Source organism: Rhodococcus sp. IEGM 1307 (genome assembly GCF_030056915.1).
GTDB classification, from domain to species: Bacteria; Actinomycetota; Actinomycetes; order Mycobacteriales; family Mycobacteriaceae; genus Rhodococcus_F; species Rhodococcus_F opacus_D.
Map to the genome: position 1 here is coordinate 1 of NZ_JASHKW010000024.1, position 26,328 is coordinate 26,328.

The following is a 26,328-nucleotide window of genomic DNA, read 5'->3' on the forward strand; positions in this document are numbered from 1 at the left end:
GTCCGGGATCAGCGCGCCCAAACCGGCACCCGACTCGACCACCACGTCGACGCCCGTGGCGATCAACGACGCCACGATCTTCGGCACCAACGCCACCCGACGCTCGTCCACACTCGACTCCCGGACCACACCGATCGTCGGGCGGGTGAGTGTGGGGGCTCCATTCATGATCGAACCTTGGACTTCCAAACCAACTCCTGTTGAAGCGTGCGCCGCCAATGATATTGGGGGAGCTATTGATTGGGGCTGAGGGTCTGCCCACAGGGAACCGGGACTGACGCGAATCGGTAGAACAACGACAGACCAGACCGGGTTGGACCGTACAGGCGTCAAACGGTGCGGCGCAGGAACGCGGACGCGGCGCCGCAACCGAGCTCGCGCTCGGTCGCGACACCGCGAGAGTCGAGGCGAGCCTCTCTCAGGTGACGAGATCCGATAGCGGCTGCCCGGTCAGAGCCTGACGGCAGCGAAGGACGACGCCTTCCTGCAGAGTCTCGAGCGCTCGGTTCGATCGCCACGATACGTGCGGGGTCATGATGATGTTGGGTGCGTCGCGCAGCACGTTGTCGGCAGGTAGCGGCTCCCGGCTGAACACGTCGAGGCCGGCACCGGCGATGTGTCCCGAGTGAAGTGCTTCGGCCAGGGCTAGTTCGTCGATAAGCCCCCCACGAGAGACGTTGACGATGACGGATCCTTTGCGCATGCGCTTGAGGACATCGGCCGAGATGAAGTGACGAGTCTCCGCAGTGAGCGGTAGATGCAGCGAGACGATGTCGGACTCCTCGAGCAGTTCGTCCAGGGGTGCTGCCGGGACGGTGTCGAAGTTGATGAAGGGATCATAGGCCCGGACGTTTGTACCGATGGCGGAGTACCACTCCGCTACCCGGCGGCCGATCCTGCCCATGCCGATCACGGCGACATCGAGTTCCGAGAATCGCGGTGTGTCCAGACCGATCGTGCCTGCCCAGGCGCCGCGGGCGATGGAGGCCTGGCCGGCAGGAATCCGCCGGGACAGTGACAGGCCCATCGTGAACGCGTGCGAACCGACCTCCTCACTGGCCGCTCCGGGAACGATGGAGACGGGGATCCCAGCCTTGCGGGCTGCCTCGACGTCGATGTTGTCGTATCCGATTCCGTATCGGATGACCGCCACACACCGCTTCATGGCCTCGAAGTCGGTGGCCTCCACGCGGGCGTAGGGAGTGACCAGAACGAGGGCGGCATCGGGGATCGCGGCGTGGAACGACTCGGCGTCGGGGGAGACGATGACGTCCATCCCGAATTCGTCTGCAAGCTGCTGTTCCCGCTCGACCGCGGGGAACTGGTGCGGGGCGATAAGGATAGTTCCCAGATCGCTCAGGTTGGTCAATTTGTTTTCAGAAAATCCAGTCTCTGTCATCACGCCTTCTTAGTGGTTACTTGTCCGCAAAGCGCCTCAGAATGCGCCCCGGGATGTGCGTTTGGAAGCCAAGTTGTGCTCGAATTTAAGAGGCGGGTCGAGCAGATGTCAACGAGTTTGTCGTCCTGCGATTGTTCGTTTCATATTTGGGTTCACTGCGATGATCGATTTGCATCAATGCGCACGCGCGCGGGCGCGCCAGGGTGTGCCGCAAACGATCCAAAAGCTTCCTTACGAACGTGTGTTAGGCTATCATCGTTCGTACGATAGTGACGGGAGACACAGTGGAGATCCGACAGTTCGAAGCGTTCCTCGCTGTCGCCGAGCACCTCCATTTCGGCAAAGCGGCGGATCAGCTGTTCATGGCGCAGGCGCCGTTGAGCAGGACCATCAAAAGCCTGGAGGATGAACTGGGGGCTCGCCTGTTCGACAGGAACACCAGGACTGTCGTTTTGACCGACGTCGGCGCGGCACTCATCGAGCCGGCGCGGGAGGTGCTTGCCGCCAGCCGGCGAGCCATGGATACCGCGAGTGCTGTCGCTTCTGGCGAGGCCGGCGTTGTGCGAGTGGAGTTCTCGGGAGTCGCCGCGCATCCGTTCGTCGCCGCCCTCGCGCGCGACATGCGTGCAGAACATTCGGCCATCCGGCTCGAGTTGTCATCTCAGTCAATCTCCCGGCCAGCCATGCAGAAAGTTCTGGACGACGAAGCTGATATCGCGTTGGGTAGGTGGGATCAATTGCCCCCGGGTGTTTCTGCCCGTGTACTCATGCCCGACTCGCTGGCTGTGGTCCTGCCGCGGACGCACCGTCTCGCATCCTCAGGGACGGTCACGTTTTCGCAGGTGGCGGGCGAGTCTTTTGTGTCCCTGCCGTACGCGAGAGGGTCGGTGACAACCGACCGGCTTTGGCGTCTCGGGTACGCACACGGCACCCCGATCGACAATGTGCAGTTCGCTCCGGACACGCAGTCGTGTATTGCACTAGTCAGCGCGGGAGTTGGATGCCATCTGGCCCTTTCCTCGGTAGGGCTGCGCAATGACAACCCCGAGGTGGTGTTCGTACCCCTCTCGCCGATCGACACCGATCGGATTCCGGACGTCCATCTGCGCGCGGCATGGCGGGAGCCTGCCACGAGTCCGGTTGTCGAGACCGCCCTCGACTACTTGGCTCGGTACGCCCGACCGACAGTTCGCGGGAGTGGGCCGACTTAGGACCGGTAGTGCCGAAGCATTGCGCTAATGGGAAGACTCACTTCTCATATTCGCATAAATACGTCCTGGAATTTGACCCGTATCCCGGCGTAACGTGACGTAGGAATCGTGACAAAACAAATCGATTCCCCTTTAATTTGACGTTTAGATAATGCGACTGAATTCGTCATCAAGAAGGCTGCAATAGTCAGCGAGCAAAGGAGTAGCAAATGAGCCTGAACGATCAGGTACGCGACGTTGATGCCCTCATCGTCGGCGCGGGCATGGGCGGAATCATGACGCTTCGCCGGCTGACCGCCGACCTCGGTCTCAATGCCGTCGTGATCGACAAGGCGCCCGGCGTCGGGGGAACGTGGTATTGGAACCGATACCCGGGAGCCCTGTCCGACACCCAGAGCTTCATGTATCTCCTCCCGTTCGAGAAGGAGCTCTACCGGGAGCACGTCGCGAAGTGGAAGACCCGCTACGTCAAGGGCCCTGACATCCGTCAGTACCTCGATGACGCGGTCGACTTCTGGAACCTGCGCGACCGCTTCCACCTCGAAACCGAGTTGCGCAGCGCAGTCTTCGACGAGCAGACGCAGACGTGGCAGATCCACACCGACAAGGGCGATTACCGCGCACGCTTCCTGATTACGGCGCTGGGCCTGTTGTCGAAGATGAATGTGCCCGACTTCCCGGGCATCGAGAACTTCAAGGGCCGCATCGTGCACACCGCGGACTGGCCGGCGGATCTCGACATGAGGGGCAAGCGCATCGGTGTGATCGGAAACGGCTCGACCGGAGTCCAGTTCATGACCGAGGCGGCGAAGGTCGCCGGGCACTTGACCTCCTTCCAGCGGACACCGCAATACACGGTCCCTGCCGGTAACCGCGAGTGGACAGAGGAGGAGCTCCAGCACTTCAAAGACACCTGCGAGGACCGGTGGGAGGAGTTCTCCAGGGTCAAGATCGGCTTCGGCATCAATGAGGAGACCAGCCGCAAAACCCTCAGTGTCACGGCCGAGGAACGCGACGAGATCTTCGAGTGGGCCTGGAACAAGGGCGGAAACTACACCTTCACCAACGAGACCTTTTGCGACGTCACCTCGGACCGTGAGGCGAACGAAGAGGCCGCCAACTTCATCCGGCGCAAGATCGCGAAGATCGTGAAGGATCCGGAGACCGCCCGCAAGTTGACGCCGTGGGAGCTGTTCGCCCGCCGCCCTATCTGCGACTCCGGCTACTTTCAAATCTTCAACCAGCCGAACGTCTCCCTGGTCAGCATCCGTGAGAATCCCATCAGGGAGGTCACCGAGAACGGCATCGTGACCGAGGACGGGACGCTGCACGAACTGGATCTGCTGGTGTTGGCGACGGGATTCGATGCCGTCGACGGTAGCTATCGTGGGGTGGACATCCGCGGACTGGGCGGAGAGTCGCTGAGCGACCACTGGAGCGACGGCCCGCGCAGCCAGTTCGGGATCACGGTCAGCGGATTCCCGAACATGTTCATGGTCCTCGGGCCGAACGGGCCCTTCGTGAACCTCCCACCGGCGATCGGACTCGAGACCAATTGGATCAGCCGGGCCATCGGGGGCATCGTCGACACACCCGGTGCGTCGATCGAGCTGCTACCGGAGGCAGAGGAGAAGTGGCTCGACACCTGCCTCGAGGCGCTCGACGGCTCGCTGTTCCTCGAGACCGGTTCCTGGATCTTTGGCGCGAACATCCCAGGCAAGCGCAAGCCCAAGACCGCGAACTTCTTTGTCGGCGGAATGGACAAGTACATCGAGATCACCGACAGGGAGGCGGATCAGGGATACCCGAGCTACCAGATCCACGTTCTCGCCCCGGTGTGACCGTCGCACCCATTCCACAGAGGAGGACACATTGTCTACTTTCACCACACTGAACCCGAGCTCCGGGGAAACCCTCGCCGAGTACGAAACACTGTCGGATGCCGACGTAACGTCGGCGCTCGGCCGCGCAACCGATGCGTACGGCAAATGGTCGCGTGCCGCACTGCAGGAGCGTGCCGCACTACTCTCACGCATCGCCGACCTCCACCGTGAGCGCAAGGCTGAACTTGTTCAGGCCATTGCGAACGAGATGGGCAAGCCAATTAGCCAGGGCGAGGGCGAAGTTGAACTCGCCGCCTCGATCTACGATTACTACGCGGACCAGGGTCCGCAGCTTCTGCGCGACGAGGAATTGGAGGTGGCCGGCGGCGGTCGCGCTCTGGTACGCACCAGCTCGACCGGCCCGATCCTCGGGATCATGCCCTGGAATTACCCGCTGTACCAGGTCGCGCGCTTCGTGGCTCCCAATCTGTTACTGGGCAACACCATTTTGCTCAAGCATGCCCGCTCGTGCACGCAAACCAGTCTCCTCATCGAGTCCATCGTCCGGGACGCCGGAGCGCCGAGCGGCATTTACGAGAACCTCGTCGTTTCGTCCAGCCAGATCGGGAGCATCATCGCCGACCCGCGACTGCAGGGCGTTTCCATTACCGGATCGGAGGAGGCGGGACGAACGGTCGCCCAACAGGCGGGCAAGTACCTGAAGAAGTGCGTGCTCGAGCTCGGCGGGTCCGATCCGTTCATCGTTCTGCCCGACGCCGATCTCACCCATGCGCTTGACCTCGCCGCGGCGGGACGGTTCTCCAACGCTGGACAGGCGTGCACCTCGTCCAAGCGGATGATCGTGCACAGCGACGTCTACGACGAGTTCCTCTCCGGCATCGTTGAGCGCGCCAAGGGATGGACCACCGGCGATCCTACGGACCGGTCGACAAAGATGGGCCCGATGGCCACCATCTCGGGGCGCAAGGAGGTCGCCGATCAGGTCGAGGACGCCGTGTCCAAGGGAGCGACCGTCCATATCGGTGGTGCGGTGCCGGACGGGTCGGGTGCCTTCTACCCTGCCACTGTCCTCTCCGGTGTCACCAAGGACATGAGGGCATATTCTGAGGAGCTCTTTGGGCCCGTCGCAGTGGTGTACAAGGTCGATTCGACCGAGGAAGCCATCACTCTCGCCAACGACTCCCGGTTCGGTCTCGGTTCCGCCGTGTTCACCCAGGACCCAGAGCTCGCTGCGGAGGTTGCGGACCGCCTCGAGGTCGGCATGGTCGGACTCAACTCCCTGATTCGTAGCCAGCCCAGCCTTCCGTTCGGAGGGGTCAAGGCCTCTGGCATCGGCCGTGAGCTTGGCAGGCTCGGGCTGGACGAGTTCGCGAACAAGAAGATGCTGCGGATCGCGTAGGCAACAGCACCCACCGAACGCGTATCGCCGAATACCACTTCGTCGCAGGAAAAGCGGACCGGTGCGGGTACCGCCAGCTCGCACCGGTCCTTCCTGCACCAAACTGTCAAAGGAACAACCCCATGCGACTCGTCACATACCTGTCGGGCACCAACCATCTGCCCGGCATCCAACACGGGGAGAACGTGCTCGACCTCAACGCCACGCTGACCGCGAGCGGCGCCGCGCAGTCTGCCGAGTTCGGCTCCGTACGTGCATTTCTCGAAGCAGTCGGCGACCGCCTTCCCGGACTCGCCGAATCCGTAACCGACTGGCTCAACACGTCCGCTCCGACCCCCGTGGGGACTGCGGCGGACCTGCAGCTCGGCGCTCCTGTCCAGGACCCGGGCAAGGTGCTCTGCGTCGGTCTGAACTACTCCGACCACGTGGGCGAGACAGGCCGGAAGTTCCCCAGCCACCCCGACATCTTCGCCAAGTTCGCCAGCAGCCTCATCGGACCGGACGACGACATCGCCTGCTCCGACGTCACTGAAAACCTCGACTTCGAGGGCGAGCTCGCCATCGTCATCGGCAACCACTGCCGGCGAGTCTCCGAGGAGGAAGCGCTCGCACACATAGCTGGGCTCACCGTCCTCAACGACATCACCGCCCGTGACCTGCAGTACCGCGGAACCCAATGGCTCGCAGGCAAGGCCGTCGACGGCTCCACGCCGGTCGGCCCTGCCCTGGTAACGCTGGACGAGATCGGGGACCCGCAGTCACTCGACATCGGTACCCGCGTCAACGGGGAACAGATGCAGCGCTCGAACACGAAGAACATGATCTTCCCGATCGCCCGAATCGTGTCCTACATCAGCCAGTTCCTGGCTCTGAACCCAGGCGACATCATCGCCACCGGAACGCCGGAGGGCATCGGCGCGAAGCGAGTTCCTCCGGTGTGGCTGCGGCCGGGCGACGTAGTCGAGGTCGAGGTCGAGAAGGTCGGTCTCCTGCGGAACACCGTCAAGTGACCTTCCTGGAATAGCTGTCGCCCCGAGAGCCCGCACGCAGCGACGGCGGTGATGGCCGCTTACCGGATCGCGGTCTCGAGGCGACGCCGTCTCACCATGCCAGGTCGTGTTCGACTCCTTACCCCTGCCCGGTGAGCCGGAAGGCAGCGACCGGTCCTGGCGGAGTCCCGGCCGAGCGGCCGCCCACCAGGAGATTTCGTTTTGTAAACAGTTGGTTGCGGGGATTGTGAACACACCGCGAACCATTTAACCTAACTACCGTTAGTGCGAGAGCCGCGAAGAATGGGTTCAAGCCCGACCACCACCCTGAGGTAACTGAAATGACCCCCACTCGCCTGCCGACCGCTCCACCGCAGACCGGCTTCCGCCGACCTCCGCGAGTCGCGATCATCGGTGCCGGACCCTCCGGGTGTTTCACGGCTCAGGCGCTGCGCAAGCGCATCGCGAACATCCAGATCACGGTCTTCGACGCGCTCCCTACGCCATACGGGCTCATTCGTCACGGCATCGCCCCGGACCACCAGGGCGCAAAAGCGGTCCAGCGTCAATTCGACCGGCTCTTCGCACGAGACGGTGTCCGCTTCGTCGGTAATACCCTCATCCCCGGCGACCTGCCTTGTGCGCAGCTCACCGAGGCGTTCGATGCCGTCGTCCTGGCCACTGGGCTCGCTCGTGACCGCGGGCTCGGGGTCGCTCAGGACGAGCAGGCACGAGTGATCGGAGCGGGCGCCCTGCTGCGGCTGCTCAATTCCGATCCCGACTCGCCCCTGCGTCACACCGCCGAAGGGGTACCGGAGCTCGGTCGGGAGATCGCGATCGTCGGAACCGGCAATGTGGCGGTCGATGTGGCGCGGCTGCTGACGAAGTCCGCCGCCGAGCTCGCGTCGTCGGACATCGACGATCACGCCCTGCACGCGCTGATCCCGCACGGGATCGCGACCATTCATGTGATCGGCCGTAGCGACCGCGAGTCCGCCAAATGGGAACACTCGATGCTCAAGGAGCTGGCATCGGTCCAATCGGTCGCCCTTCGGTTCGACGGCGAGCCCTTCGACGCGGCCTCGAATCCGGCGGGGAAATCGATCCGCATCGACGTCCGCTTTCGCCAGACCACCCAATCGATCACCACGATGCGCGACAAGACACTGCTGACCACCTGCGAGGAGGGCGACCCGTCCAAGCCCTCGCAGTTCCTGGTAGACGCCGTCATTTCCGCAATCGGATTCCAGGACGACTCGCCGCTGTCGCACGAACTCGATGCCCCGCACATATTCCGAGTCGGAGGGTGCGCAAGCGGACGGTTGGGCAACCTCGCCGAGAACCGCAAACTGGCAGCCGCCGCAGCCCAGACCATCGCCGAGTATCTGGCTCGCGACGACCGAGCGGTTCCCGTCGACGACGACATCGACCATTTGTTCCCCGCCCGACACGTCACCTTCGACGGATGGCGCCGGATCGAAGAGGCGGAAACCCTCCGGGCGCGCCCGCAGCGCTGCCGGACCAAGTTCACCACCCGCGACGAGTTACTGGCGGCCGCACAGCCCGTGACCGACCGACTCGCAATCAACGCCTGACAGCCAAGGAGAACCACAGTGAGCACCATTCACATCCTGTTCGGTACCGAGTCCGGCAACGCCGAGATGGTGGCCGACGACATCGCCGCAGCCCTGCAGGGACGGGGCTTCGAGACCGAGATCGCAGAGCTCTCCGAAGACGTCGCGGCCGACCTGGCCGACATGGAGCTGGCCGTGTTCGTGACATCGACCTACGGCGAGGGCGATCTCCCCGAGAGCGCGGCCCCGTTCTATGAGACGCTGCTGGCGGAGCGTCCGGATCTCAGCGGGCTCAGCTTCGGTGCATTCGGCTTGGGTGACAGCGTGTATGAAACCTTCAACAACGGTATCGACACGTTGCGGGGAGCCCTGAGCGGCCTGGGTGCCCGTCAGATCGGTGAGACCGCCAAGCATGACGCCGCGTCCGGTGACCTGGCGTCGAATCTCGCATCGAGCTGGGCGGCAACCCTGCTGGATCTCGTTCCCGCGTAACTTCGCCCGGCCTCACTGCCAGACACTACATCGAATCCGGAGACCACCATGAGCGTCGCACCTGAGGTGACCGAGAACCTCTTTCCCTGGAATGACGAAGAATTTCAAGCGAACCCGTACCCCTGGTATGAGCGCGCCCGTCGCATAGCGCCCGTCCACTACGCGGAGGAGGGTGCTTTCGTGGTCACTGGATATGACGAAGCGATGCAGTACGCGAAGCTTCCGTGCATGAGCATCGTCGATCCCTCAGGGGAGCCTCACCCCTGGGATGCATTCGGCAACACAGTGCTCTCCCTCGATCCGCCGGAGCACACACGCATGCGACGACTTGCCAACAAGTGGCTCACCCCGAAACTGATCAAGGGATATGTCGAGACGACCCGTACGTCGCTCAACGAGATACTCGATGGACTGGCTCCGGGTCAGGTGGTAGACGGGCACCACGATATCGGAGTGCTTCCGACACACGATGCGATGTGCAGGATCCTCGACTTGCCCAAGGGCGACGTCGACGGCATGTTCTGGGCCCTGTGGGACGCGATGCTGATCCACTCGACCGATCCGGGGGAGGGGATTCGTGAAAAGGCAATCGCAGGGCTGGAATTCATGTTCGAGCAGACCGAACGTCTGCTCGAAGAAAAGAAGTGCAATCCAGGTAACGGCTTGGCCGACGAACTCCTGCAACTGTATTCGCAAGGCGACCTGACTTGGCGTGAGGCTCTCGAAACGACGGTCAACCTTCACATGTCGGGCGGGCCCAACCCGGCATACGTCATCGGCCGCGGCCTCGAACTGTTCGCCGAACGACCCGATCTCATGCGCGACTACCGCGACAAGCCCGAGATCAGGAGCAAGTTCGTCGACGAGCTCACCCGACTGAACCCGGTCGAGCTCATCATCACCCGGTTCCCGACCGAGGACATTGAGATTCGTGGGGTGAAGATCCCGGCCGGGTCGTGCGTCAAGTTCCCTATCGGGGCGGCGAACCGCGATCCCGCGGTGTACGACAATCCCAACGAATTCGACTACACCCGAACAGGAGACGCCGCACGTAACCTCACGTTCAGCATCGGCACGCACAACTGTGCAGGCAAGGCGCTCTCACTCGTACAGATCGACGCCATCCTCGCCATCATCGCCGAACGCTACAAACGCGTCGAGATAGCGGGAGAACCGATCGAGGTGCGTACCGACCGCCTGGTCGCCTACGAGACGCTTCCCCTGATCCTGCACTGAGCCCGTCGCCGGCAGCAACATGGCGCATACCGGAAGCTACCGAGATCACTCGTCGCGGAGGTGCGCGAAGGCTCAGCTCACGCCCGTGCCCCTCGGCCGCTCCGGAAGCACGAAAGAGAGTTCGATGAAACCGCAGCCAACGGCAGCAGACGAATCCGCAGTGTTCAGTTCCGAGGTCGCTGGTCAGTCCGATGCGCCGGGGCGACCGGCTCCCAGTCCCGCCGCGATCCACGCGGTCGTGACAGCCCTTCAGGCCGAGGGAGTGGCGGTGGACGACCGTTCACTCACCCGATCGCTGTACTCCTCAGACGCATCGGTCTATCGGGTCGAACCAGGGGCTGTGGTGTTTCCGCGTTCCGTCGAGGACATCGACGCCGTCATCGCGGCATGCGCCGACAACGATGTCCCGATCACCAGCCGGGGCGCAGGAACGTCCATCGCCGGCAACGCGATCGGAACCGGCATTGTCATCGACCACAGCAAGTACCTCGACATGGTGCTCAAGGTCGATCCCGAATCACATTCCGCTCGCGTGCAATCAGGCGTCGCACACGCGACGCTGCAACGCGCGGCGGCGCCCCACGGTCTGCGCTTCGGCCCGGATCCGTCCTCACATTCGCGCTGCACCATCGGTGGCATGATCGGCAACAATGCCTGCGGATCGCGGGCCCTCGGCTACGGTCGAACCAGCGACAACGTCAGAGGTTTGCACCTGGTCACGGCAACGGGGGAGCACCTGCGCGTCGGCAGCCTGGCTCCGACCGATCCACCTGCCTCGCAACTACTCGATACCCTGCAGTCCACCGTGAACAGCTCACTCGCCACCATCAGAACCGAATTCGGGCGCTTCAGTCGGCAGGTGTCGGGCTATGCCCTCGACGCGCTGTTGCCCGAGAGCCGTTTCGATGTCACCAGAATGCTCGTCGGTTCGGAGGGCACGCTGGGTGTGGTGGTCGAAGCGGACGTTCGGCTCGTCGCCGACGCGACCCACCGCGTGATGGGGGTGCTCGGGTTCGAAAACATGGTTGCAGCGGCGGCAGCCGTGCCGTCTATCCTGCCGTTTTCTCCTATCGCTTGCGAAGGACTCGACAGCAGGATCACCGACGTCGTGCGTTCGCTGCGCCCCGCTGCCGTGCCGGAAATGCCCCGCGGCGCGGGATGGCTGTTCGTGGAGTTCGCCGGCGAGGACCGCGCCCAGCTCGAATCGATGGTCGAAGCCGTGGCGTCCGTCAGCGGAGCGTTAGGATCGCGAGTGGTCGAGTCCGCGGCCGAGGCGGCAGCGTTGTGGAAGATCCGCGAGGACGGCTCAGGTCTCGTGGCCCGTACGCCGAGCGGACGGCCCGCGCACGCCGGGTGGGAGGACGCTGCCGTGCCGCCCGAGCACCTGGGCGCGTACCTCGCGCGCTTCGAAGAGTTGCTGACCGAACACGGACTCGTCGGGGTGCCGTACGGTCACTTCGGGGACGGATGCGTCCACGTCCGTATCGACTTCGACCTCGACGACTCCAGCGGAAGACAGCGCTACGAAGACTTCCTCGACGAAGCAGCAAAGCTCGTCGGAGAGTACGGAGGGTCGATGTCCGGCGAGCACGGCGACGGACGGGCACGAAGCTCCCTGCTCACCCACATGTATTCGCCCCAAGCGATCGAGTTGTTCCGGACCGTCAAGCACCACTTCGACCCGGCGAACCTGATGAACCCCGGAGTTATCGTCGATCCCGCGCCGGCCTCCGAAGACATTCGCTATCTCCCGGCCCCGACGACGCGAACAGCACTGGCCTTCGCGTACCCCCACGACGCCGACGATCTCTTCGGCGCGGTACATCGCTGCACGGGCGTAGGACGGTGTGTCGCACCCAACTCGTCTGCCACCACGGTGATCTGCCCGTCCTTCCAGGCAACCGGAAACGAGAAGGACTCGACCCGTGGTCGCGCACGCGTCCTCCAGGACGCTGTGAGCGGTCGTCTCGGCCGCGCCGGATTGGCGTCCTCCGAGGTGCACCAGGCACTGGACATGTGCCTGAGTTGCAAGGGCTGCAAATCCGACTGCCCGACAGGTGTAGACATGGCGACCTACAAAGCGGAGGTCCTGCATCAGAAGTACCGAGGACGGTTCCGGCCTCGTTCCCACTACTCACTCGGACGGTTACCGCAATGGTTGCGATTCGCCCGCAAAGCACCTCGGATGATCAACTGGCTAACCGGTATTCGTCTCACTCATCCTCTGGCCGCCTGGATTGCCGGCATCGACGCGCGGCGTTCGATCCCGGCAATCGGCGACTCCGCCGAGCGTGCCGCCTGGCGTGCGGCACAAGAGATCACAGTCCGGAGTTCGGCCCCGAAGAACGTCGTCCTCTTCGTCGACACCTTCACCGACAGCTTCACCCCTGCAGTCGCGACGGCGCTGGTGGAGGTTCTGCACTCGGCCGGCTACCGCGTCCACCTCCCGGAGAAGAGTGTGTGCTGCGGATTGACCTGGATCTCCACCGGCCAACTCGACAGTGCCCGCAGAAGGCTCGAACAGACCGTTGCCACCCTACATCCGTACGTGACAGCGGGTATGACCGTGTTGGGAATCGAACCGTCGTGCACGGCCGCCCTGCGTTCGGACCTGACCGAGCTGATCGAATCCAAAGAAGCAGCAGAGGTCTCGGACTCCGTCAAGACACTGTCCGAGCTTCTCATGTCGGACGACGACTACGAAGTGCCCGATCTCAATGGTGTCGAGATCCTCGCGCAGCCGCACTGCCATCACCATGCAGTGCTCGGGTGGGAGACCGACCGAGCTCTACTCGAACGTAGCGGTGCTACGGTCACGTCACTCGGTGGCTGCTGCGGTCTCGCGGGCAATTTCGGTGCCGAACGGGGCCACTACGACGTCTCGGTGGCAGTTGCGCAGACCCAGCTGTTGCCTGCACTGAACGCGACAAGCCCGGAGACGATCGTTCTGGCTGACGGATTCTCCTGCCGTACGCAGATCGATCATCTGTCCGACCGGCAAGCAAGTCACCTGGCCGAGTTATTGGCAGGGAGCCTAACAAGTCGGAAGTGATCACATGACAATGCGGACTGATCGGCCGACGGCTCACCCCGCCGGCCGATCGGCCACGCCCCAGGTTCCGTAACAAGTTTTCGAATAGCGTTGCGTTCGTGCGGTATTGCCCGCCCGTGAGGTCGCTGAAGCTGACTCACCGCCGTTATCAGAGCGAAACATTCCGGTCACAGACGGGAAGTACCTTACGACTGTACGTAAGGAAGGTCATCGAGCGATCGCGAGTGTCGGGCAGACATGTCAGTCAGGGCGCGCGGGACCACTCTGTGCCTTCGGATGGCAAAGTGACCAGCGAGGGAGCTATGGAGGCAACTCTGCGAACCAGGCAGCGCATTCAGGCAAAATATAGCTCTGCGACAAGGGATCCCGACAGTTGTTGCGGTGTCGACAATCATGGTCAGGGCAGTCGCATTACACCCACGGTCGAGCCGATCTTGCGCACTCCGAGGGCCGTCAAGGGGCGTGGCCGCAGTCGGCGCCCTACCGAGTGCAATCCCCAAACAAACGCCCGGGCGAGACGGCACGTGCGTCGAGATTGCATGCGAGATCAGCAACAATCACCGGTTTCTTTCGCAACAATTCGCTCTGGCTCCAAAGATGTGACGCGGGTAACGTTTCCTCCACTGGATATGACAGGCCGTTTCCAGGACCAGCCGGCGTTTATGCGCACTTCGGCGCTCCTATCCGGGCCCGTGCCCGAAAACTGCCAATTCAATCGTTAATCCCCCCAGTCAAGTTCGTCCGGGGCCCTCGCAGGAAGAGAATGATGTGACCACTGAGAGTTCCGAATTGCCCGTTGGTGGTGGTGTGCAGGTGGCGAAGCTGGGAGAGCGCGCCAGCCGACTGAGCGGAAACATGGGTGTCGGCGAGCTCGTGATGAGCGTGCTCGCATTCTCGGCTCCCTTGACGACGGTCGCTGGCTTCATTCCCGTGCTGCTGACGTTCAGTGGCCGTACTGCGCCGGCGATCTACTTGGTTGTGACCGTCCTCCTGGTACTGTTCTCGGTTGGCTTCACCACGATGGGCCGTCGAGTGCGGAACCCGGGCGGGTTCTATTCGTTCGTGACCGCCGGCCTGGGGCGGCCCGCAGGTCTCGGTGGCGCCTTCCTCGCGACGTTCGGGTACACAGCGATCGGTTTCTTCGCACCCGCGTTCTTCGCGGTAACGATTCAGAGCTATGTCGTCGACAACCTGGGCGGCCCGGAGATTGCCTGGTACTGGTACGCGCTCGCCCTCATCGCCGTCACCACTGCCTTGGCGTACCGGCGAATCGACCTGTCCGCCAAGGTTCTGACTGTGGTAATGGTGCTCGAAGTCATCGCAGTCATCGTGTTCGACATCGCTGCATTCTTCAATGGCGGGCCTGCAGACGGCGGCGGAGCAGGATTCTCGCTACCGTGGATCACTGATGCGAGCATTGGTCTGGCAGTGCTGTTTGTCGTAGGCAACTTCCTCGGCTTCGAGGCGACCGTGATCTACCGCGACGAAGTCAAGAACCCGGACAAGACCATTCCGCTCGCGACCTACATCGCAGTGGGAAGCATCGGTGTGTTCTACGCGATCGCGGCGTGGGCGTACGTCGCTTACTTCGGTGCGGACAAGGCCCGAGACGCCGCTGTGGAGGACACGGCTGGCATGTTCTCATCTGCCATGGTGAACCTAACCGGCAAGATCGTGGTCGACGTGGTGTCGATCCTGCTGATGACCTCGATCCTTGCGTCGGTCCTGTCCATCCACAACGTAGCCGCCCGCTACCTGTTCTCTCTCGGTACGGACCGTGTACTGCCGTCCTTCCTCAGCAAGGTCCACCCACGCCACGGTTCGCCGTCGGTGTCGGCGTCGCTGATCGGCGGAATGTGGGCCGTGCTCGTCGTATCCTTCACGATCGTCGGCGTCGGACCCGAAAAGCTGTACCCGATCGCCAGCGGCAGTGGAACGTTCGCCGTTCTGCTTCTGATGCTCGGCACGAGCATCGCAGTGGTGGTCTACTTGAGGAAAAACCGTGAAGAGGGCGATTCCGTATGGAAGACGACAATCGCTCCCGTGCTGGCGGCAATCGGCCTTGCCGGAGTAACGGCGCTCGCTGTGATCAACTACTCGGAGCTGATCGGTGATACCGGAATGATCACGACACTGTTCCTTATCTTCACATTCGGTCTGCCCATGGCCGGCGCGGTCCTCGCCTACATCCTGCGTGCACGCAAGCCCGATGTATACGAGCGCATCGGTCGCCAGCAACTGTAAGCGAACCAGTAGCTGCACGGTCAGAAAGTCGCAGCTCCCGTACCCGTACGGGAGCTGCCTCTGTTGTCGGGGAGGGGTCATCGACCGATAAGTCCAGGTTGGGTACCAATCCGTTTGGGCCAGAAATGGTTGTGGTGCTCGCCGAGCTAACTGACCGCTTCCGCAGTCTACGGCTGCACCCTGTCGCCTTTTCGATCGAGATCCACAGAGAGGAAGTACGCCATGCAATGGGCTGTCGACCATGTTGGGTTCACCGTCCCCGACCTCGACCAGGCTGTGGACTTTTTTGTATCAGCGCTTGGCTGCGAGGTGGTGCTGCGATCCGGGCCAGATCCGAATGTCGGATACATCTGGCCCGGAGAATCCGAGGCGGAGGCTGCCGTCGTCCGACTCGCGGTGCTGACCCATGCATCCCAACACAACATCGAGTTGCTCGAGTACAAGAACACCAGTGCAACTTCCGTCGCACCGCGGCCATCGCAGCCTGGTGGCTGCCATCTCGCGTTCTACGTCGAGGACGTGCAGGCGGCGGTCGATCACCTGACACAGTTCGACGGAGTGCGGATGATGGGTCAGGTTATGACCGAGGAAAGTGGTCCGATCGAGGGCCTCGACTGGGTTTACATCCTGACGCCCTGGGGCATGGCCATCGAGTTGCTGCGCTGGATGCCAGGACTTCCCTACGAGGCGACCACCGAGGCGCGGCTCGTGTCGCCCGCCTTCTTGGCGGCGACACCTGCGCTTGACGGCTGACCCCCGGGAGCCCAGTTCGTCTGGGCCCCGGGAGGTCAGGCCATCTTCGCGTGGCGAACGTGAGAACTCAGGCCTGCGTATGCGTCCCGAGTCCGTCGAACATCAGGCAATCGTTACGTGCAAAACCGGCTAGTGAGTCGACAATTAGTCTCCGGTCGACTCATGGGGTCGTGGACGTGTCTAACGCCCGAGGCTGAGAACTGATCGTGTGAGCTGGACGGCACGGTCGGCCAGCGCCGCCAGCTGACCCTCGCTTCCATCCCAATCGCACCAGCGTGTCGCACCCTCGAGGAGCGTCATCACGATGCGTACTCCTTCGTAGGGCTCTTCGATTCCAAGATCCTGGGCGACCGCGTTGTACATCCCCTCATACAAACCAACCCATTCGGCTGCTTCGTCCCGCACCTCTGCAGGCAGCACATGAACCATCTTGTCCGTGGCGACCAGCAAATCCCAGAGGTTGCTCTCCGGAAGCTCGAGCTGACGTGTGAGGTGAACCCGGACCATGGCGGACCAGAAATCGGCCGGAGAGGTGCACATGTCCGTCTCGTCCAGTACGGCTGTTCCGAACTGGTGGAAATGCCACCTCAACGACTCGGCAACGATCTCGTCGCGGCCGTCGGGGAAATGCGCATAAATGCTCGGAGCCTTGATATTGACCACTTTCGCGATCATTCGCATCGATACCGACTGAAAACCATTCGTGGTCGCCAAGCGGAGAAAGGCCTGCAAAATTTGCCGCCGGGACGGCGATTGATCCGACCAGTCGTATTTCTCCAGGTGCCGCCGAAAGTCTTCGGCGGCGGCCTCGGCGAACAGTGGTTGGGGCATCGCTTCTCCATCGTCTCAATTTGACCGCCGCACCAGCGCGCCCAGATGCTGGACCAAACTCGTTGCGGTAGAGACGGTACAGGTGGGCCAGCTGGACGGAACGTCGCTTCGGGCACTCGCAACGGACTTCGCGTGACGCCAGTAGGACGTTCCAATCAATCTAGAGAATAGTCTAACGTATGGTAGTTAGGAAGTTGACAGCGCTCAGCGGCAATTCATATCTGCAGATATCGACGCAACTACACCGGGCGCACCCGAAGGTCGATCATGACCGGATGCCCACCGATCGCAGTGTCGGCAAACTGTCGGCGGTACCGAGAATGCACGCGAGCGGACTCACCATCACAGCCCGGACACCCGTCCCCGGTCGCCCTTCGGCTCCGCCGAAATGCGGATCGTAGAACCGACCCGACGCACCCCTGCGACAACGACACCAACCAAGTGAGGCAGCAACGCCCGCACGCCCTCGAAATCTACAGGGTGACGTCACGTCCGCGGTCGACTGGGCACGCGTCGTCGCCGAATGCGAGTCGCGATTCGGCGTCCCGTCCATCCTGGCCAACAATGCGGGTATCTTCCGGCCCAATCGTGTGGACAGCGCCCCCGAGGCGGACTACCGAAAACTGATCGACATCAATCAGATAGGTACCTTCCTCGGAATGCAAGCGGTCGTCGACCCAATGCGCGAGAAAGGGGGCGGTTCGATCGTCAACATTTGCTCCACGTCGGGGCTGGTCGCCTCAGCCGGCGTTGTTCGAGTCGATGCTGCCGCATGAGTTGCTGCGGCTTCCCGCGGAGCTCGAGCGAGTGGACGCGCTGTTGGATGATCCGGCGTTCTTCGCACCGTTCGTGTCGTACTTCGACCCGCGGATCGGTCGTCCATCGACGCCGATGGAGACCCACTTGCGGCTGATGTTCCTGGAGGTTCCGCTACCGACTCCGCTACGAGAGGCTGTGTCGCGAGGTGAGCGAGACTCGCTTTCCGTGGCGGCGGTTGCCCCCAGTCCCCTTGGACGGGTCGCTGCCGCACCCAACCACATTGATGAAGACCACCCGCTGCGGCGCAGCGGCGGTGGACGGGCGGAACGAGGCTGTTAGTCAAGGCGACCGAGGCCAAAGGTGCTGCGCACCACCACGTTGCGGGCCGACACGACAGTGGTTCCGTGTCCCACCGACTCCGGTTTGTTGGCCAAGGCCAACCGACGGATCGCGGCCACCGGCAAGCGGATCCTTCGCCGCCGGTGGAGCGACTCGCACCCGGGTGCGGGACCGGTCCCGTGCGGCGGGCAAGCGGGCCCACTCGATCGGGGCCAGGGGCTTAGTTCGCGCGGCGCCGCCGGTCGCGACGAGGCACTGGCCGTGGTCCGGCACACGACCGGGGCTGGCCGACCTGGCCGGGACCCCAGCGACCGATCCCGAACGGCTGCTGGCCACCGCGAACAGGCGCTGCGCCGGGCACGCACCAAGGCTGCAGCCCAGAAGGCCCAGGGCGAGCACGACGCAGCCGCCGGCCCCCGGCGGGGAAGCCTGGCCCGCGCCATCGACGACCCCCGGGGACCTGGTCACGGCGACCCGGCAGATCACCGCGCAGACCCGACAGCGGCTGGACTCCGGTCGGAGCCACCCGGCGGGTCAGCCTGCACGACCCCGACGCATGGCCGATAGCCAAGGGACGGCTCGGCAAACCGGTGGAGTTCGGCCAAAAGGCCCAGCTCGTCGAAGGCGACGACGGAGTGATCGTGGACCACAACGCCGAACGAGGCAACCCTGCCGACGCACCCCAACTGGCACTAGCCGTGGACTATCAAGGGAGCCTTGGGTCAACCCGATCCTGACCGGCCGAGAACAACCTAATCATGCTCACCGAGGCGCTTCGTTTTCGGGTTGAAGTAATTGGGAAGTGATCTCGTGCTTAATCGACTTTATGCTGTCCTCCTCGCCTTGGCGAGTGTGTCATGCGGTGGATGCATCGTCGTCGACGAAATCTCTAACTGCATGCGAGAAGGGCATCGGAGCAATGACTTAACACCGGACAATTCTCGATGACCGTCCCACCCTAGCTGAGTCGACGGCGCTTTAATAAACTGCCGACAGCGTGGAACGCAACCTATGGACCCGATAGTCATGGGCATCCGCGCCGGACCCGACTATCAATTCGTGGTGACCGCCGGGGTGCGGACTGCCGCGGCGACCAGTTCCCGCACTCGGCCGGCAGACACCTGTGTTCCTGGAGTCCCGAGAAACCAGCGGTATTTTTCCTCTTGGCTCATCTCCTCGGCGGGCTTTGCGGGGAAGTACGGCTGGACGTAGACCGGTGTGCCGGGCTCGCTGCGCCAGCTGTGGGCGAGCGTGCCGATGTCTACGGCGTCGTATCCGAGGGCGTCCAACAGGTCGGCGGCTCGCCTCGTGGAGTCGGGGTCGTTGCCGGCAATGGGTAGAGCGCTGCGGTTCGGGGATCCGGAGGGCCGGGCGAGCGTGAACAGCCTGCGGAAGTCGATGTTGTTGAACGCCTTAACCACCCGAGACCCTGCTAAATGTCGCTGCACCAGCTCGCTGGAGGTAGCCCCGCCTACGTCCAGTTCCGCGATGGGGCTGTCCCGTTCCGGGTAGTAGTTCATCGTGTCGATTACCGTCTTGCCCCTCAAGGCTCCGGCTGGGAGGTGGTTGTAGGCGTGCAGCGGCACGGTCGCCACAATCAGGTCGCCGACGTCAGCGGCTTCCGCGGGTACGGCTGCACGCGCGTGCTCGCCGAGTTCGGCAACTAGGTCGGCGAGCGTCTCGGGATCGCGGGAATTGCTCAGCACAACGTCCAGGCCTGCCGCGATCGCCAGGCGCGCCAACGCGACCCCGATGTTACCGCTGCCGATGAAACCAATAGTTCGGTTCATGTGTCCATCCTTATCAACACGGCTATTGCACGAGCGTAACCGACGGGCGAGGGCGCTGACCGTGCGAACTCGCGTGAGGAGTCGCTCGCCGTCTGTTGCCTGCATCCGTCGCCTCGGGTGGGGGAGTCCTCCCGGGCGCGTCCATCGTGCTGCTGGAAAGGATAAAGCCTAGGCCACGGGTGGTGCGGATAGCGTCGGGGGCGCCGATCGACGCTAGCTTTCTTCGTAGAGCACAGATCTGGGCGTTGAGGACATTGGTGTGCGCTTGCGCAAGCAATTCCCCACACCAGGAGCAGTATGAGTTGGCGGGCGACGACGCAACCGGAGTTGCGGGACAACACGGCGATAACGTCGAACTCGGTCTTTGTGAGGTGGGTCCGGGTATCGCGTCGTTCGATGTCAGAGATTTACAGTTCAGCTTGAGATCGGAGTCGCTACGTGATGGCGCCTGCGTACTCGCGGGCCTGATTCGTCGGAGCACCGAGCGGATCCAGGCGACCAGTTCAGATGTAGTTTTCCGAACCTCGAGGACGCGGCGCCGGCCTCGAGGAGAGCAATGCGTTCGTCGATGGACTGAAAAGCTCCGAGCACGATGAGGGCGGAGTCGAACCTGGTGGCCCGCAGGGCGCGGACCGTAGCCAACGCATTGCGACGGTGTGATCGGATGTCCTGGATCGCCACGCCGTGCGGCAACACACCAGAGGTGCACAGTCGCTCGATCACGGCCCGCTCGGCGTCGGAGTCCACGAGCAGGATGCAGGTTGGTGGGACAAAGGGAGTGAGGAGTGAGTACATCGGGTGTCTCCCGGGCTGTAAAGTCGAATCCCCCCGTGACGTCTGGCCGCAGAGTCTGCGCCCCTAACTGCATCGCGAAGGAAGATTTGCGCAGCACCTCCACCGATATTCGCCGGGGGCTGGCGGAGTGCGATAAACCTGAACGCATCTGGCGCAATGGACGGTAGTGGCGCTACGAGCACTCCGTGCCGTCAGCCACTCATACCTCTTTCTGGTTGCACTCTGGAGGGTGCCGTTGATGTAGTCCGAGCGCACCGCCGCGGCAGTCTTCGATATCGCGAGATCCGGAGCGACGCTATCGAAGCAATGGAATGCCCCCGGCCAGACGTGCTACTCGACAGGAACGTTTTGCAGCGGTGAGGCGTGTCGCATAGTCGATGGATTCGTCCCGGAACACTTAGACCTGGACGACCTCGATGTAGGGGCTCGGTATTCCTGCGAGGTCGGTGGCGCGGGCAGGGGCCGCGTCGATCGGCACAGCCTCCGTTCCGCGACCCGTGCCAAGAAGGTACTTCCGTCCAAGTTCGTTCGAGGGCGGTCCCTAGACCCTTCTCCGTCGAGTTCGAAACTCGAGGCTGTGAGCATGCGATCGTCGAGCATTGGGCATTCGAGCATTTGGAACGCAATCCTCGGCCCCGAGCGGTCACGGGCGAGTAGTGCAACGGCGGCGGCACGCCCGCTACCCGCACTTTGCCCATGCAAGCCGACAATCTCTTCATCGATACCCACAGTTTTGCGTTTGCTGTCAGTAAATGTATTGCTTCGTAGCAGTCTTCGACCGGAATCGGGTGCGGGAACTACGGCGCTAGACGGTACTCGAGCCCGACCGCGATGCAGTCGTGCTTCTCGACCCATTCCGCCATCCGTGCGGCGAGATCCCACTTGTTGCCGGCGAGCATTCCGCCGTTGTGGATGTAGAACAGCAGCGGCTTATCGCCTGACTGCTGCACCGGTCGGTACAGCACGAGATCGATTGCTGACCGATTGCCGTCCGCTGGTACAGCGAGTTCTTCGACGGACCATACCTCCCCGTGTCAACGTCTCAGCATCAGGCCGCTCGACGAAACATGCCGCGCGGAACGTCGCCAGATCATCAAGGGTCAGGCTATCAACAGTGGGCGTGAAATCGCGGTTTCCACAACAGGTTCCTTTCAATTCCTGTCGGTTGAGTGAGCCGGAAAATCAGGGCGACCGATCCACGTCGGCGTCGACCTGGTGTGGCACCTGGAAGGCATTCTCCTCTGTTGGTTTGGTGTCGGGACCGTTCGGGGATTCGGTATGTAGGGCGTCATTGTGGTGTAGCCGACCGCGAAGAGCAGTAGGAAGATCATCGCGATGACGAAGGGCACGGGGGCTGCGGCACCACCAAATCCGATGACGAAGGCCGCGAAGCTCGAGGCAACCCGGCGCAGAGAATGCAAGCACGGTGAGCATGAGTTCGATGACTCCGAGGTGACCCGCTAGCTTCGGGGACTAGAAGCTCCGGCGCCCCGGACGCGGGGCCCGGAATCCGAAGGCGATATCGGAGTGCCGTTATTCGTTTCATTCATCGTCTTCTCCTAGACAAGGGATGGAGATGCACCGGCGCCGCCCAGAGTGAGGAATTCTCCGAATCGGGGAGCGGCGGCACTATGTTCTTGGTCCCTGAACACGCGGATCGGGGCTCTCAGGTGAGCCCTTCAAGTCTTAACGGTCGACCGCGCCGTTGCGCACAGCGTTACGTCTCGCATAGGAACCTGTCGGGTGTGATGCAGGACTTAATATATCGTTAAGGAACAGTATTGCAGCAGCGTGCAATGGTGCGAATGAAGATTCTCGTGACGGTCGGGATTCGACGGACTGAGGGTTCGAGCATGAACCCAACCAGCCCATCCTGGTGAGGGTACAGGGAGTGCCGCAATGGAGCTGCGGCACAGCGGTATATCCGTGCATATCGAACGTGATCTTCCCTCCACCCGGGTCCGCGAAACGGCCGTGGACTGGTGTCCGTCGCGCAGCTCTCCGCGCTGCCGACTCGCCAACACATCGGGATTAAAGGGACCGTAAATTTGGCTGCCTGCTCCTCGGCAAATTGATCCTATCCCGAGGGGAGGGCATGCGCTGTCGTGGCTGGGCGCACAGGGATCATATGAGAGATGTCCGGTCTCCGCGTGCTCCCATCCGGAAGCCGACTTTATATGGGGGAGGGAGGGCGGGGCGTGTGACGCCCCTGCCCTCCCTCGTGGAATCGTGCAGTGGTTGGTATCGTCACGCGAGCATCGAGCTCGGATCGCACGCGATGGATTGTGCTGGGTCAGTGGCTCACGGCAACGTGTACCCACCGTCGATGACATGGTCCGCGCCGGTGGTGTATGACGCCTCATCTGAGACCAAATACAGTGCCAGGTAGGCAATTTCGACGGGATTGCCGAATCGCCCGAGTGGTGTGGCAGTGACGTCGAGGTCCAGGTCCGCGATCATAGGGGTGTTCACCTCGCCGGGGAGGATGGCGTTGACCCGGATCTTGTGGGATGCGAGCTCGAGCGCGGCGGCCTTCGTCATCCCTCGCACCGCCCACTTCGCGGCGGTGTAGGCGAAGTTGTCGAGGAATGCGACAACACCTGCCGTCGACGAGATGTTGACGATGGAGCCTCCGCCGGTTTGTTTCATCCCGGGGACCACAGCCTGCATCCCGAGAAAGATGCCGACCTGATTGACGTCGATCACCTTGCGGTACTGGGCCAGTGTGTCGGTTTCGAGGGTGTCGTTCGGCAGCAGGATTCCCGCGTTGTTGATCAGCGCGTTGATGGTGCCGAAATGTGTCTGGGTTTCGCGCACCACGGACTTCCACTGGTCCGGGTCGGTGACGTCCAGGTGTAGGAACAGGGCGTCGGGGCCCAGTTCTTTCGCCAGAACCTCCCCTGCGCTGTCGTCGAGGTCGGCGATCACCACTTGCGCACCGTGCTCGGCGAGTAGCCGTGCATGCGCGGCACCCATTCCCTGCGCCCCGCCGGTGATTACAGCAATCTTGCCGTCGACCCGCTTTGCAGCATTCTGTGTCATGTTTGCACCTCCCCGTGCAGCCTGGCGTCGACCAGGCTGCACGGCGTCTATTCAATGTCGACTCGCTCGAGTTGCTTCGCCATCCGCGATTCGGGAGGGGGCAGCAGAGGAGCGAGAATTGTCAGATGGGGTTGCGCGCAGCGGCGAGCCAACCACCGTCGATGACCATCGCCGTGCCGTGGATGAAGTCGGCATCGGGACCAGCCAAGAACAGGGCCAGTCGTGCGATTTCCGAGGGTTGGCACCAGCGTTGTGCAGGGGTCCGCATGATCTCTGCATCGGAGTCGGGGAGGGTGTCGGAACCGTCCTCGGGCATGGTGAGACCGGTGAGGGTGGCGCCGGGGCAGATTGCGTTGACGCGGATCCCGAGCTTGCCGTAGTCGAAGGTGAGCTGCCTGGTCAGACCGAGCACGCCGTGCTTGGCGGCGGTGTAGGCGGGGCCGCCGCCGGCCGCACTGAACGAGGAGATCGAGGCGGTGTTGATGATGATTCCCTGTGATCGGCCGAGCATGTCGGGGATCACGGCACGGGACATCAGGAAGGGTCCGGTCAGGTTCACCGCGATGTTGCGGTGCCATTCGTCGGTCGAGATCTCGTGGGCGGGACGGAAGCTGTCGATGATGCCGGCGTTGTTGCACAGCACGTCGATTCGACCTGCCCAGTCCAGTGCTTGCGCGACAGCCGCATTGACCGATTCTTCGGAGGACACGTCGGCGCCGACGGCGATGGCGCGGTCCTTTGGGTCGAGCGCGGCGACGACTTCCTTCGCCTTTGTTTCGTTGATGTCGAGTGCGACCACGCGCGCACCGGCGGCGACGAACTCCTCGACCATGGACTTGCCCATACCGGAGCCGGCTCCGGTGACGACGACGACCTTGCCGTCCATTGACTGTGTCACGTTCTCTTGCCTTTCGGAGGTGGTACTTGGGGCTATTTGGGGGCGGGGACGTCATCGACACCGTCAGCGAGATCGCCGGGGCCGACGTTCGAGGTCGCAGGAAGCGGGTGCACCTGACACTCGAGGCAGAGAGGTTGGTCGGTGTGGTGCGCAGCAGTGTCCATTTCGTAAGTGGTGTAGGCGAGCCCGCAACTCGAGCAACTGGTGCGCGTTCCCCACAGGTCGCCGACCGAGTTGCGGACGTCGGGGTGTTCGTCCGAATCTGTGTGGGCTGCTCTGAGCCGCAGAGTGCGGGCTTGGGTCAGATACAGGATCACGCTGACGGCGAGCGAAATCAGGGGCGCGAGCTGAGCGACGGCCCCGGATCCGAGTTCGAGTGCGACAAGGCCGATCGCGGCGGAGACGACCCAGACGGCGAATCCGCGAGCCACCATGGGCAACCGGCTGGCGCGGATCTCCGGTTCACCAGAGACGACGAGAAGGTGAACGACGAAGATTCCGACCCAGGACACAGTCACGATGCCCTGCCAGGCAAGGGCGGTGGCGATGTAGCTGAAGACGTTCGTCAGCATCAGCAAGAACGTCACGATGGACAACAGCACAACCCATGCTCGGCGCGAGAGGTTGCGGGTGGAGAAGTGGTTGACTACACGTTCGAGACACATGCTGGCGACGTAGAAGTTCGCCGAGTTGATGCGCACCTGACTGACGAGGACGACGATCAGGCCGATCAGCCCCAGTGATGCCACGATCCCGGTGGTGACGGCCGACTCGGCGACGGTGAGCCCGGGTGCGGCGAGTTCGACGATCAGGATCCCGGCGAGGCCATTGAACGCGAAGGCCAGTAGGTAGAAGGCCCAGCCGAAGGTGATGTTCGCGTGGAAGCGCCGATCCTGAGGGCGGCCGAAGCGGGCGAACTCGGGGGTGTCGGCGATGAGCAGCCAGTTGCCCATGAACAGGACGAAGGTCGTCAGCCATCCGGGGACGGTGGTGTGTGCGGCGATCTCGGGAGTGGTGGTGAACCAGTCTCCGCTCCACCCGAATCGAACCCCGGCTGCCACGACGGCGCCGGTGACGCCGCCGATGTAGATCGGCAGTGACCAGGTGTTGAGTTTGTTCAGCCAGGTCTGCATGCCGCCGAGCATTAGGGGCAGCATGCCGATGATGACGATGGCGTACCAGACCCGGATGTCGAAGACCTGGAAGTACGCCTGCAGCGCGGCTGCCATCACGCTGGACTCGAAGACCGCGTAGTAGAGGCCGCCGAGCCCGCAGATCAGTGGCGTCAACGCCGCGCCCCTGACTCCGAACATCTCACGGGTGAGGAGCATCGAGTTGACGCCGCGGCGGATCGAGACGTTGGTGGCGAACGCGCAGAGGACGGAGTAGACGACGACGACCGCGGCCAGGCCGATCAGAGCCTGCTGGGTGCCGGCGAGATTGGCGGCGAGTGCACCGTAGTATAGGAACGCCATCGCGCTGGCGATCGACCACCAGCTGCCGAGGACCTTGCCGCGCGGTTGCCGCGCCGTCAGGGGGACCACGTGATCGGTGTAGTCCTCGTGTTCCTGCTCGAGGACGACGCGCGGGTCGTCGGTGTGCCGAATCTGCCAGCGCGGCGGTGAGGTGTTCTGGCCGGAGGAAGCCGCGGACACGGCAGAGTCGTTGTGTTCGGACATGG

General features: G+C 63.0%; 20 protein-coding genes and 2 pseudogenes. 12 read left to right on the forward strand and 10 right to left on the reverse strand.

The features are described from left to right. Both QM841_RS34675 and QM841_RS34680 read right to left on the reverse strand, forming a co-directional pair. Positions 1 to 168, reverse strand: a pseudogene (locus QM841_RS34675) (NAD(P)(+) transhydrogenase (Re/Si-specific) subunit alpha); the annotation flags it as partial. A gap of 250 nt (positions 169 to 418) precedes the next feature. Then, positions 419 to 1,399, reverse strand: a complete 981-nt coding sequence (locus tag QM841_RS34680; RefSeq protein ID WP_133987900.1) for a C-terminal binding protein — start codon at positions 1,397 to 1,399, stop codon at positions 419 to 421. Between the two features lie 284 nt (positions 1,400 to 1,683). Between QM841_RS34680 and QM841_RS34685 the strand changes: the two genes are divergently transcribed. The 10 genes from QM841_RS34685 (at position 1,684) to QM841_RS34730 (ending at position 16,193) form a co-directional block, all read left to right on the forward strand. Then, positions 1,684 to 2,610: a LysR family transcriptional regulator gene (locus QM841_RS34685; protein ID WP_283335428.1), complete on the forward strand. Its 927-nt coding sequence runs from the start codon at positions 1,684 to 1,686 to the stop codon at positions 2,608 to 2,610. Between the two features lie 209 nt (positions 2,611 to 2,819). After that, a complete protein-coding gene (locus QM841_RS34690; protein ID WP_283335429.1) occupies positions 2,820 to 4,451 on the forward strand; it encodes a flavin-containing monooxygenase in 1,632 nt (543 codons plus the stop codon). 31 nt (positions 4,452 to 4,482) lie between these two features. Next, positions 4,483 to 5,853, forward strand: a complete 1,371-nt coding sequence (locus QM841_RS34695; RefSeq protein ID WP_133987902.1) for an NAD-dependent succinate-semialdehyde dehydrogenase — start codon at positions 4,483 to 4,485, stop codon at positions 5,851 to 5,853. Positions 5,854 to 5,975: 122 nt separating this feature from the next. Next, on the forward strand, positions 5,976 to 6,863 hold the full coding sequence (locus tag QM841_RS34700) for a fumarylacetoacetate hydrolase family protein (RefSeq protein WP_283335430.1): 888 nt from the start codon (positions 5,976 to 5,978) through the stop codon (positions 6,861 to 6,863). 320 nt (positions 6,864 to 7,183) lie between these two features. Further along, positions 7,184 to 8,437: an FAD-dependent oxidoreductase gene (locus QM841_RS34705; protein WP_283335432.1), complete on the forward strand. Its 1,254-nt coding sequence runs from the start codon at positions 7,184 to 7,186 to the stop codon at positions 8,435 to 8,437. Between the two features lie 18 nt (positions 8,438 to 8,455). Next, a complete protein-coding gene (locus QM841_RS34710; protein ID WP_133987905.1) occupies positions 8,456 to 8,908 on the forward strand; it encodes a flavodoxin domain-containing protein in 453 nt (150 codons plus the stop codon). Between the two features lie 48 nt (positions 8,909 to 8,956). Continuing rightward, complete coding sequence (locus tag QM841_RS34715; protein WP_283335433.1) at positions 8,957 to 10,144, forward strand: cytochrome P450; 1,188 nt, start codon at positions 8,957 to 8,959, stop codon at positions 10,142 to 10,144. Between the two features lie 124 nt (positions 10,145 to 10,268). Continuing rightward, the gene (locus QM841_RS34720; RefSeq protein WP_283335434.1) at positions 10,269 to 13,196 is read left to right on the forward strand and encodes an FAD-binding and (Fe-S)-binding domain-containing protein; all 2,928 of its coding nucleotides are present in this window, start codon (positions 10,269 to 10,271) and stop codon (positions 13,194 to 13,196) included. Between the two features lie 768 nt (positions 13,197 to 13,964). After that, positions 13,965 to 15,440: an APC family permease gene (locus tag QM841_RS34725; protein ID WP_283335436.1), complete on the forward strand. Its 1,476-nt coding sequence runs from the start codon at positions 13,965 to 13,967 to the stop codon at positions 15,438 to 15,440. Positions 15,441 to 15,662: 222 nt separating this feature from the next. Further along, positions 15,663 to 16,193 (forward strand): VOC family protein, encoded by a 531-nt coding sequence (locus QM841_RS34730; RefSeq protein WP_283335438.1) that lies wholly within the window; start codon positions 15,663 to 15,665, stop codon positions 16,191 to 16,193. 180 nt (positions 16,194 to 16,373) lie between these two features. On the opposite strand, the gene QM841_RS34735 is transcribed toward QM841_RS34730, so the two are convergent. Both QM841_RS34735 and QM841_RS43240 read right to left on the reverse strand, forming a co-directional pair. Then, on the reverse strand, positions 16,374 to 17,024 hold the full coding sequence (locus tag QM841_RS34735) for a TetR/AcrR family transcriptional regulator (RefSeq protein WP_283335440.1): 651 nt from the start codon (positions 17,022 to 17,024) through the stop codon (positions 16,374 to 16,376). 239 nt (positions 17,025 to 17,263) lie between these two features. Further along, a complete protein-coding gene (locus QM841_RS43240) occupies positions 17,264 to 17,458 on the reverse strand; it encodes a transposase family protein (protein WP_349307444.1) in 195 nt (64 codons plus the stop codon). Here QM841_RS43240 and QM841_RS34740 point away from each other — a divergent pair. Both QM841_RS34740 and QM841_RS34745 read left to right on the forward strand, forming a co-directional pair. After that, the gene (locus tag QM841_RS34740; RefSeq protein WP_283335544.1) at positions 17,444 to 17,800 is read left to right on the forward strand and encodes an SDR family NAD(P)-dependent oxidoreductase; all 357 of its coding nucleotides are present in this window, start codon (positions 17,444 to 17,446) and stop codon (positions 17,798 to 17,800) included. The genes QM841_RS43240 and QM841_RS34740 overlap by 15 nt on opposite strands. Continuing rightward, a pseudogene (locus tag QM841_RS34745) lies at positions 17,787 to 18,826 on the forward strand (transposase); the annotation flags it as partial. The gene QM841_RS34740 and the pseudogene QM841_RS34745, both read left to right, overlap by 14 nt. Before the next feature lie 348 nt (positions 18,827 to 19,174). Here the strand turns inward: QM841_RS34745 and QM841_RS34750 are convergent. The 6 genes from QM841_RS34750 to QM841_RS34770 all read right to left on the reverse strand — a co-directional run bounded on the left by QM841_RS34750 (position 19,175) and on the right by QM841_RS34770 (position 26,326). Continuing rightward, positions 19,175 to 19,912 carry an NADPH-dependent F420 reductase gene (locus tag QM841_RS34750; protein WP_283335442.1) on the reverse strand — a complete coding sequence of 246 codons (738 nt, stop codon included), beginning with the start codon at positions 19,910 to 19,912 and terminating at the stop codon, positions 19,175 to 19,177. Positions 19,913 to 21,037: 1,125 nt separating this feature from the next. Continuing rightward, positions 21,038 to 21,562, reverse strand: a complete 525-nt coding sequence (locus tag QM841_RS43575) for an alpha/beta hydrolase fold domain-containing protein (protein WP_502943304.1) — start codon at positions 21,560 to 21,562, stop codon at positions 21,038 to 21,040. Then, on the reverse strand, positions 21,505 to 21,672 hold the full coding sequence (locus QM841_RS34755) for an alpha/beta hydrolase (RefSeq protein ID WP_283335443.1): 168 nt from the start codon (positions 21,670 to 21,672) through the stop codon (positions 21,505 to 21,507). The genes QM841_RS43575 and QM841_RS34755 overlap by 58 nt, the downstream gene beginning before the upstream one ends. Before the next feature lie 1,336 nt (positions 21,673 to 23,008). Then, complete coding sequence (locus QM841_RS34760; protein WP_283335444.1) at positions 23,009 to 23,749, reverse strand: glucose 1-dehydrogenase; 741 nt, start codon at positions 23,747 to 23,749, stop codon at positions 23,009 to 23,011. A 121-nt stretch (positions 23,750 to 23,870) separates the two neighbouring features. After that, positions 23,871 to 24,647: an SDR family NAD(P)-dependent oxidoreductase gene (locus QM841_RS34765; RefSeq protein WP_283335446.1), complete on the reverse strand. Its 777-nt coding sequence runs from the start codon at positions 24,645 to 24,647 to the stop codon at positions 23,871 to 23,873. A 32-nt stretch (positions 24,648 to 24,679) separates the two neighbouring features. Next, entirely contained in the window at positions 24,680 to 26,326 is a 1,647-nt protein-coding gene (locus QM841_RS34770) for a purine-cytosine permease family protein (RefSeq protein WP_283335447.1), read from the reverse strand. Positions 26,327 to 26,328: the final 2 nt, after the last annotated feature.

What these genes read in the sequence shown, in the direction of transcription:
- QM841_RS34680 (WP_133987900.1), bottom strand. Translation starts at nt 1,399, where the DNA reads ATGACAGAGACTGGATTTTCTGAAAACAAATTGACCAACCTGAGCGAT.
- QM841_RS34730 (WP_283335438.1), top strand. Translation starts at nt 15,663, where the DNA reads ATGCAATGGGCTGTCGACCATGTTGGGTTCACCGTCCCCGACCTCGAC.
- QM841_RS34770 (WP_283335447.1), bottom strand. Translation starts at nt 26,326, where the DNA reads ATGTCCGAACACAACGACTCTGCCGTGTCCGCGGCTTCCTCCGGCCAG.
- QM841_RS34705 (WP_283335432.1), top strand. Translation starts at nt 7,184, where the DNA reads ATGACCCCCACTCGCCTGCCGACCGCTCCACCGCAGACCGGCTTCCGC.
- QM841_RS34700 (WP_283335430.1), top strand. Translation starts at nt 5,976, where the DNA reads ATGCGACTCGTCACATACCTGTCGGGCACCAACCATCTGCCCGGCATC.
- QM841_RS43575 (WP_502943304.1), bottom strand. Translation starts at nt 21,562, where the DNA reads ATGGGTCGAGAAGCACGACTGCATCGCGGTCGGGCTCGAGTACCGTCT.
- QM841_RS34735 (WP_283335440.1), bottom strand. Translation starts at nt 17,024, where the DNA reads ATGCCCCAACCACTGTTCGCCGAGGCCGCCGCCGAAGACTTTCGGCGG.
- QM841_RS34715 (WP_283335433.1), top strand. Translation starts at nt 8,957, where the DNA reads ATGAGCGTCGCACCTGAGGTGACCGAGAACCTCTTTCCCTGGAATGAC.
- QM841_RS34720 (WP_283335434.1), top strand. Translation starts at nt 10,269, where the DNA reads ATGAAACCGCAGCCAACGGCAGCAGACGAATCCGCAGTGTTCAGTTCC.
- QM841_RS34760 (WP_283335444.1), bottom strand. Translation starts at nt 23,749, where the DNA reads ATGACACAGAATGCTGCAAAGCGGGTCGACGGCAAGATTGCTGTAATC.
- QM841_RS34690 (WP_283335429.1), top strand. Translation starts at nt 2,820, where the DNA reads ATGAGCCTGAACGATCAGGTACGCGACGTTGATGCCCTCATCGTCGGC.
- QM841_RS34750 (WP_283335442.1), bottom strand. Translation starts at nt 19,912, where the DNA reads ATGAACCGAACTATTGGTTTCATCGGCAGCGGTAACATCGGGGTCGCG.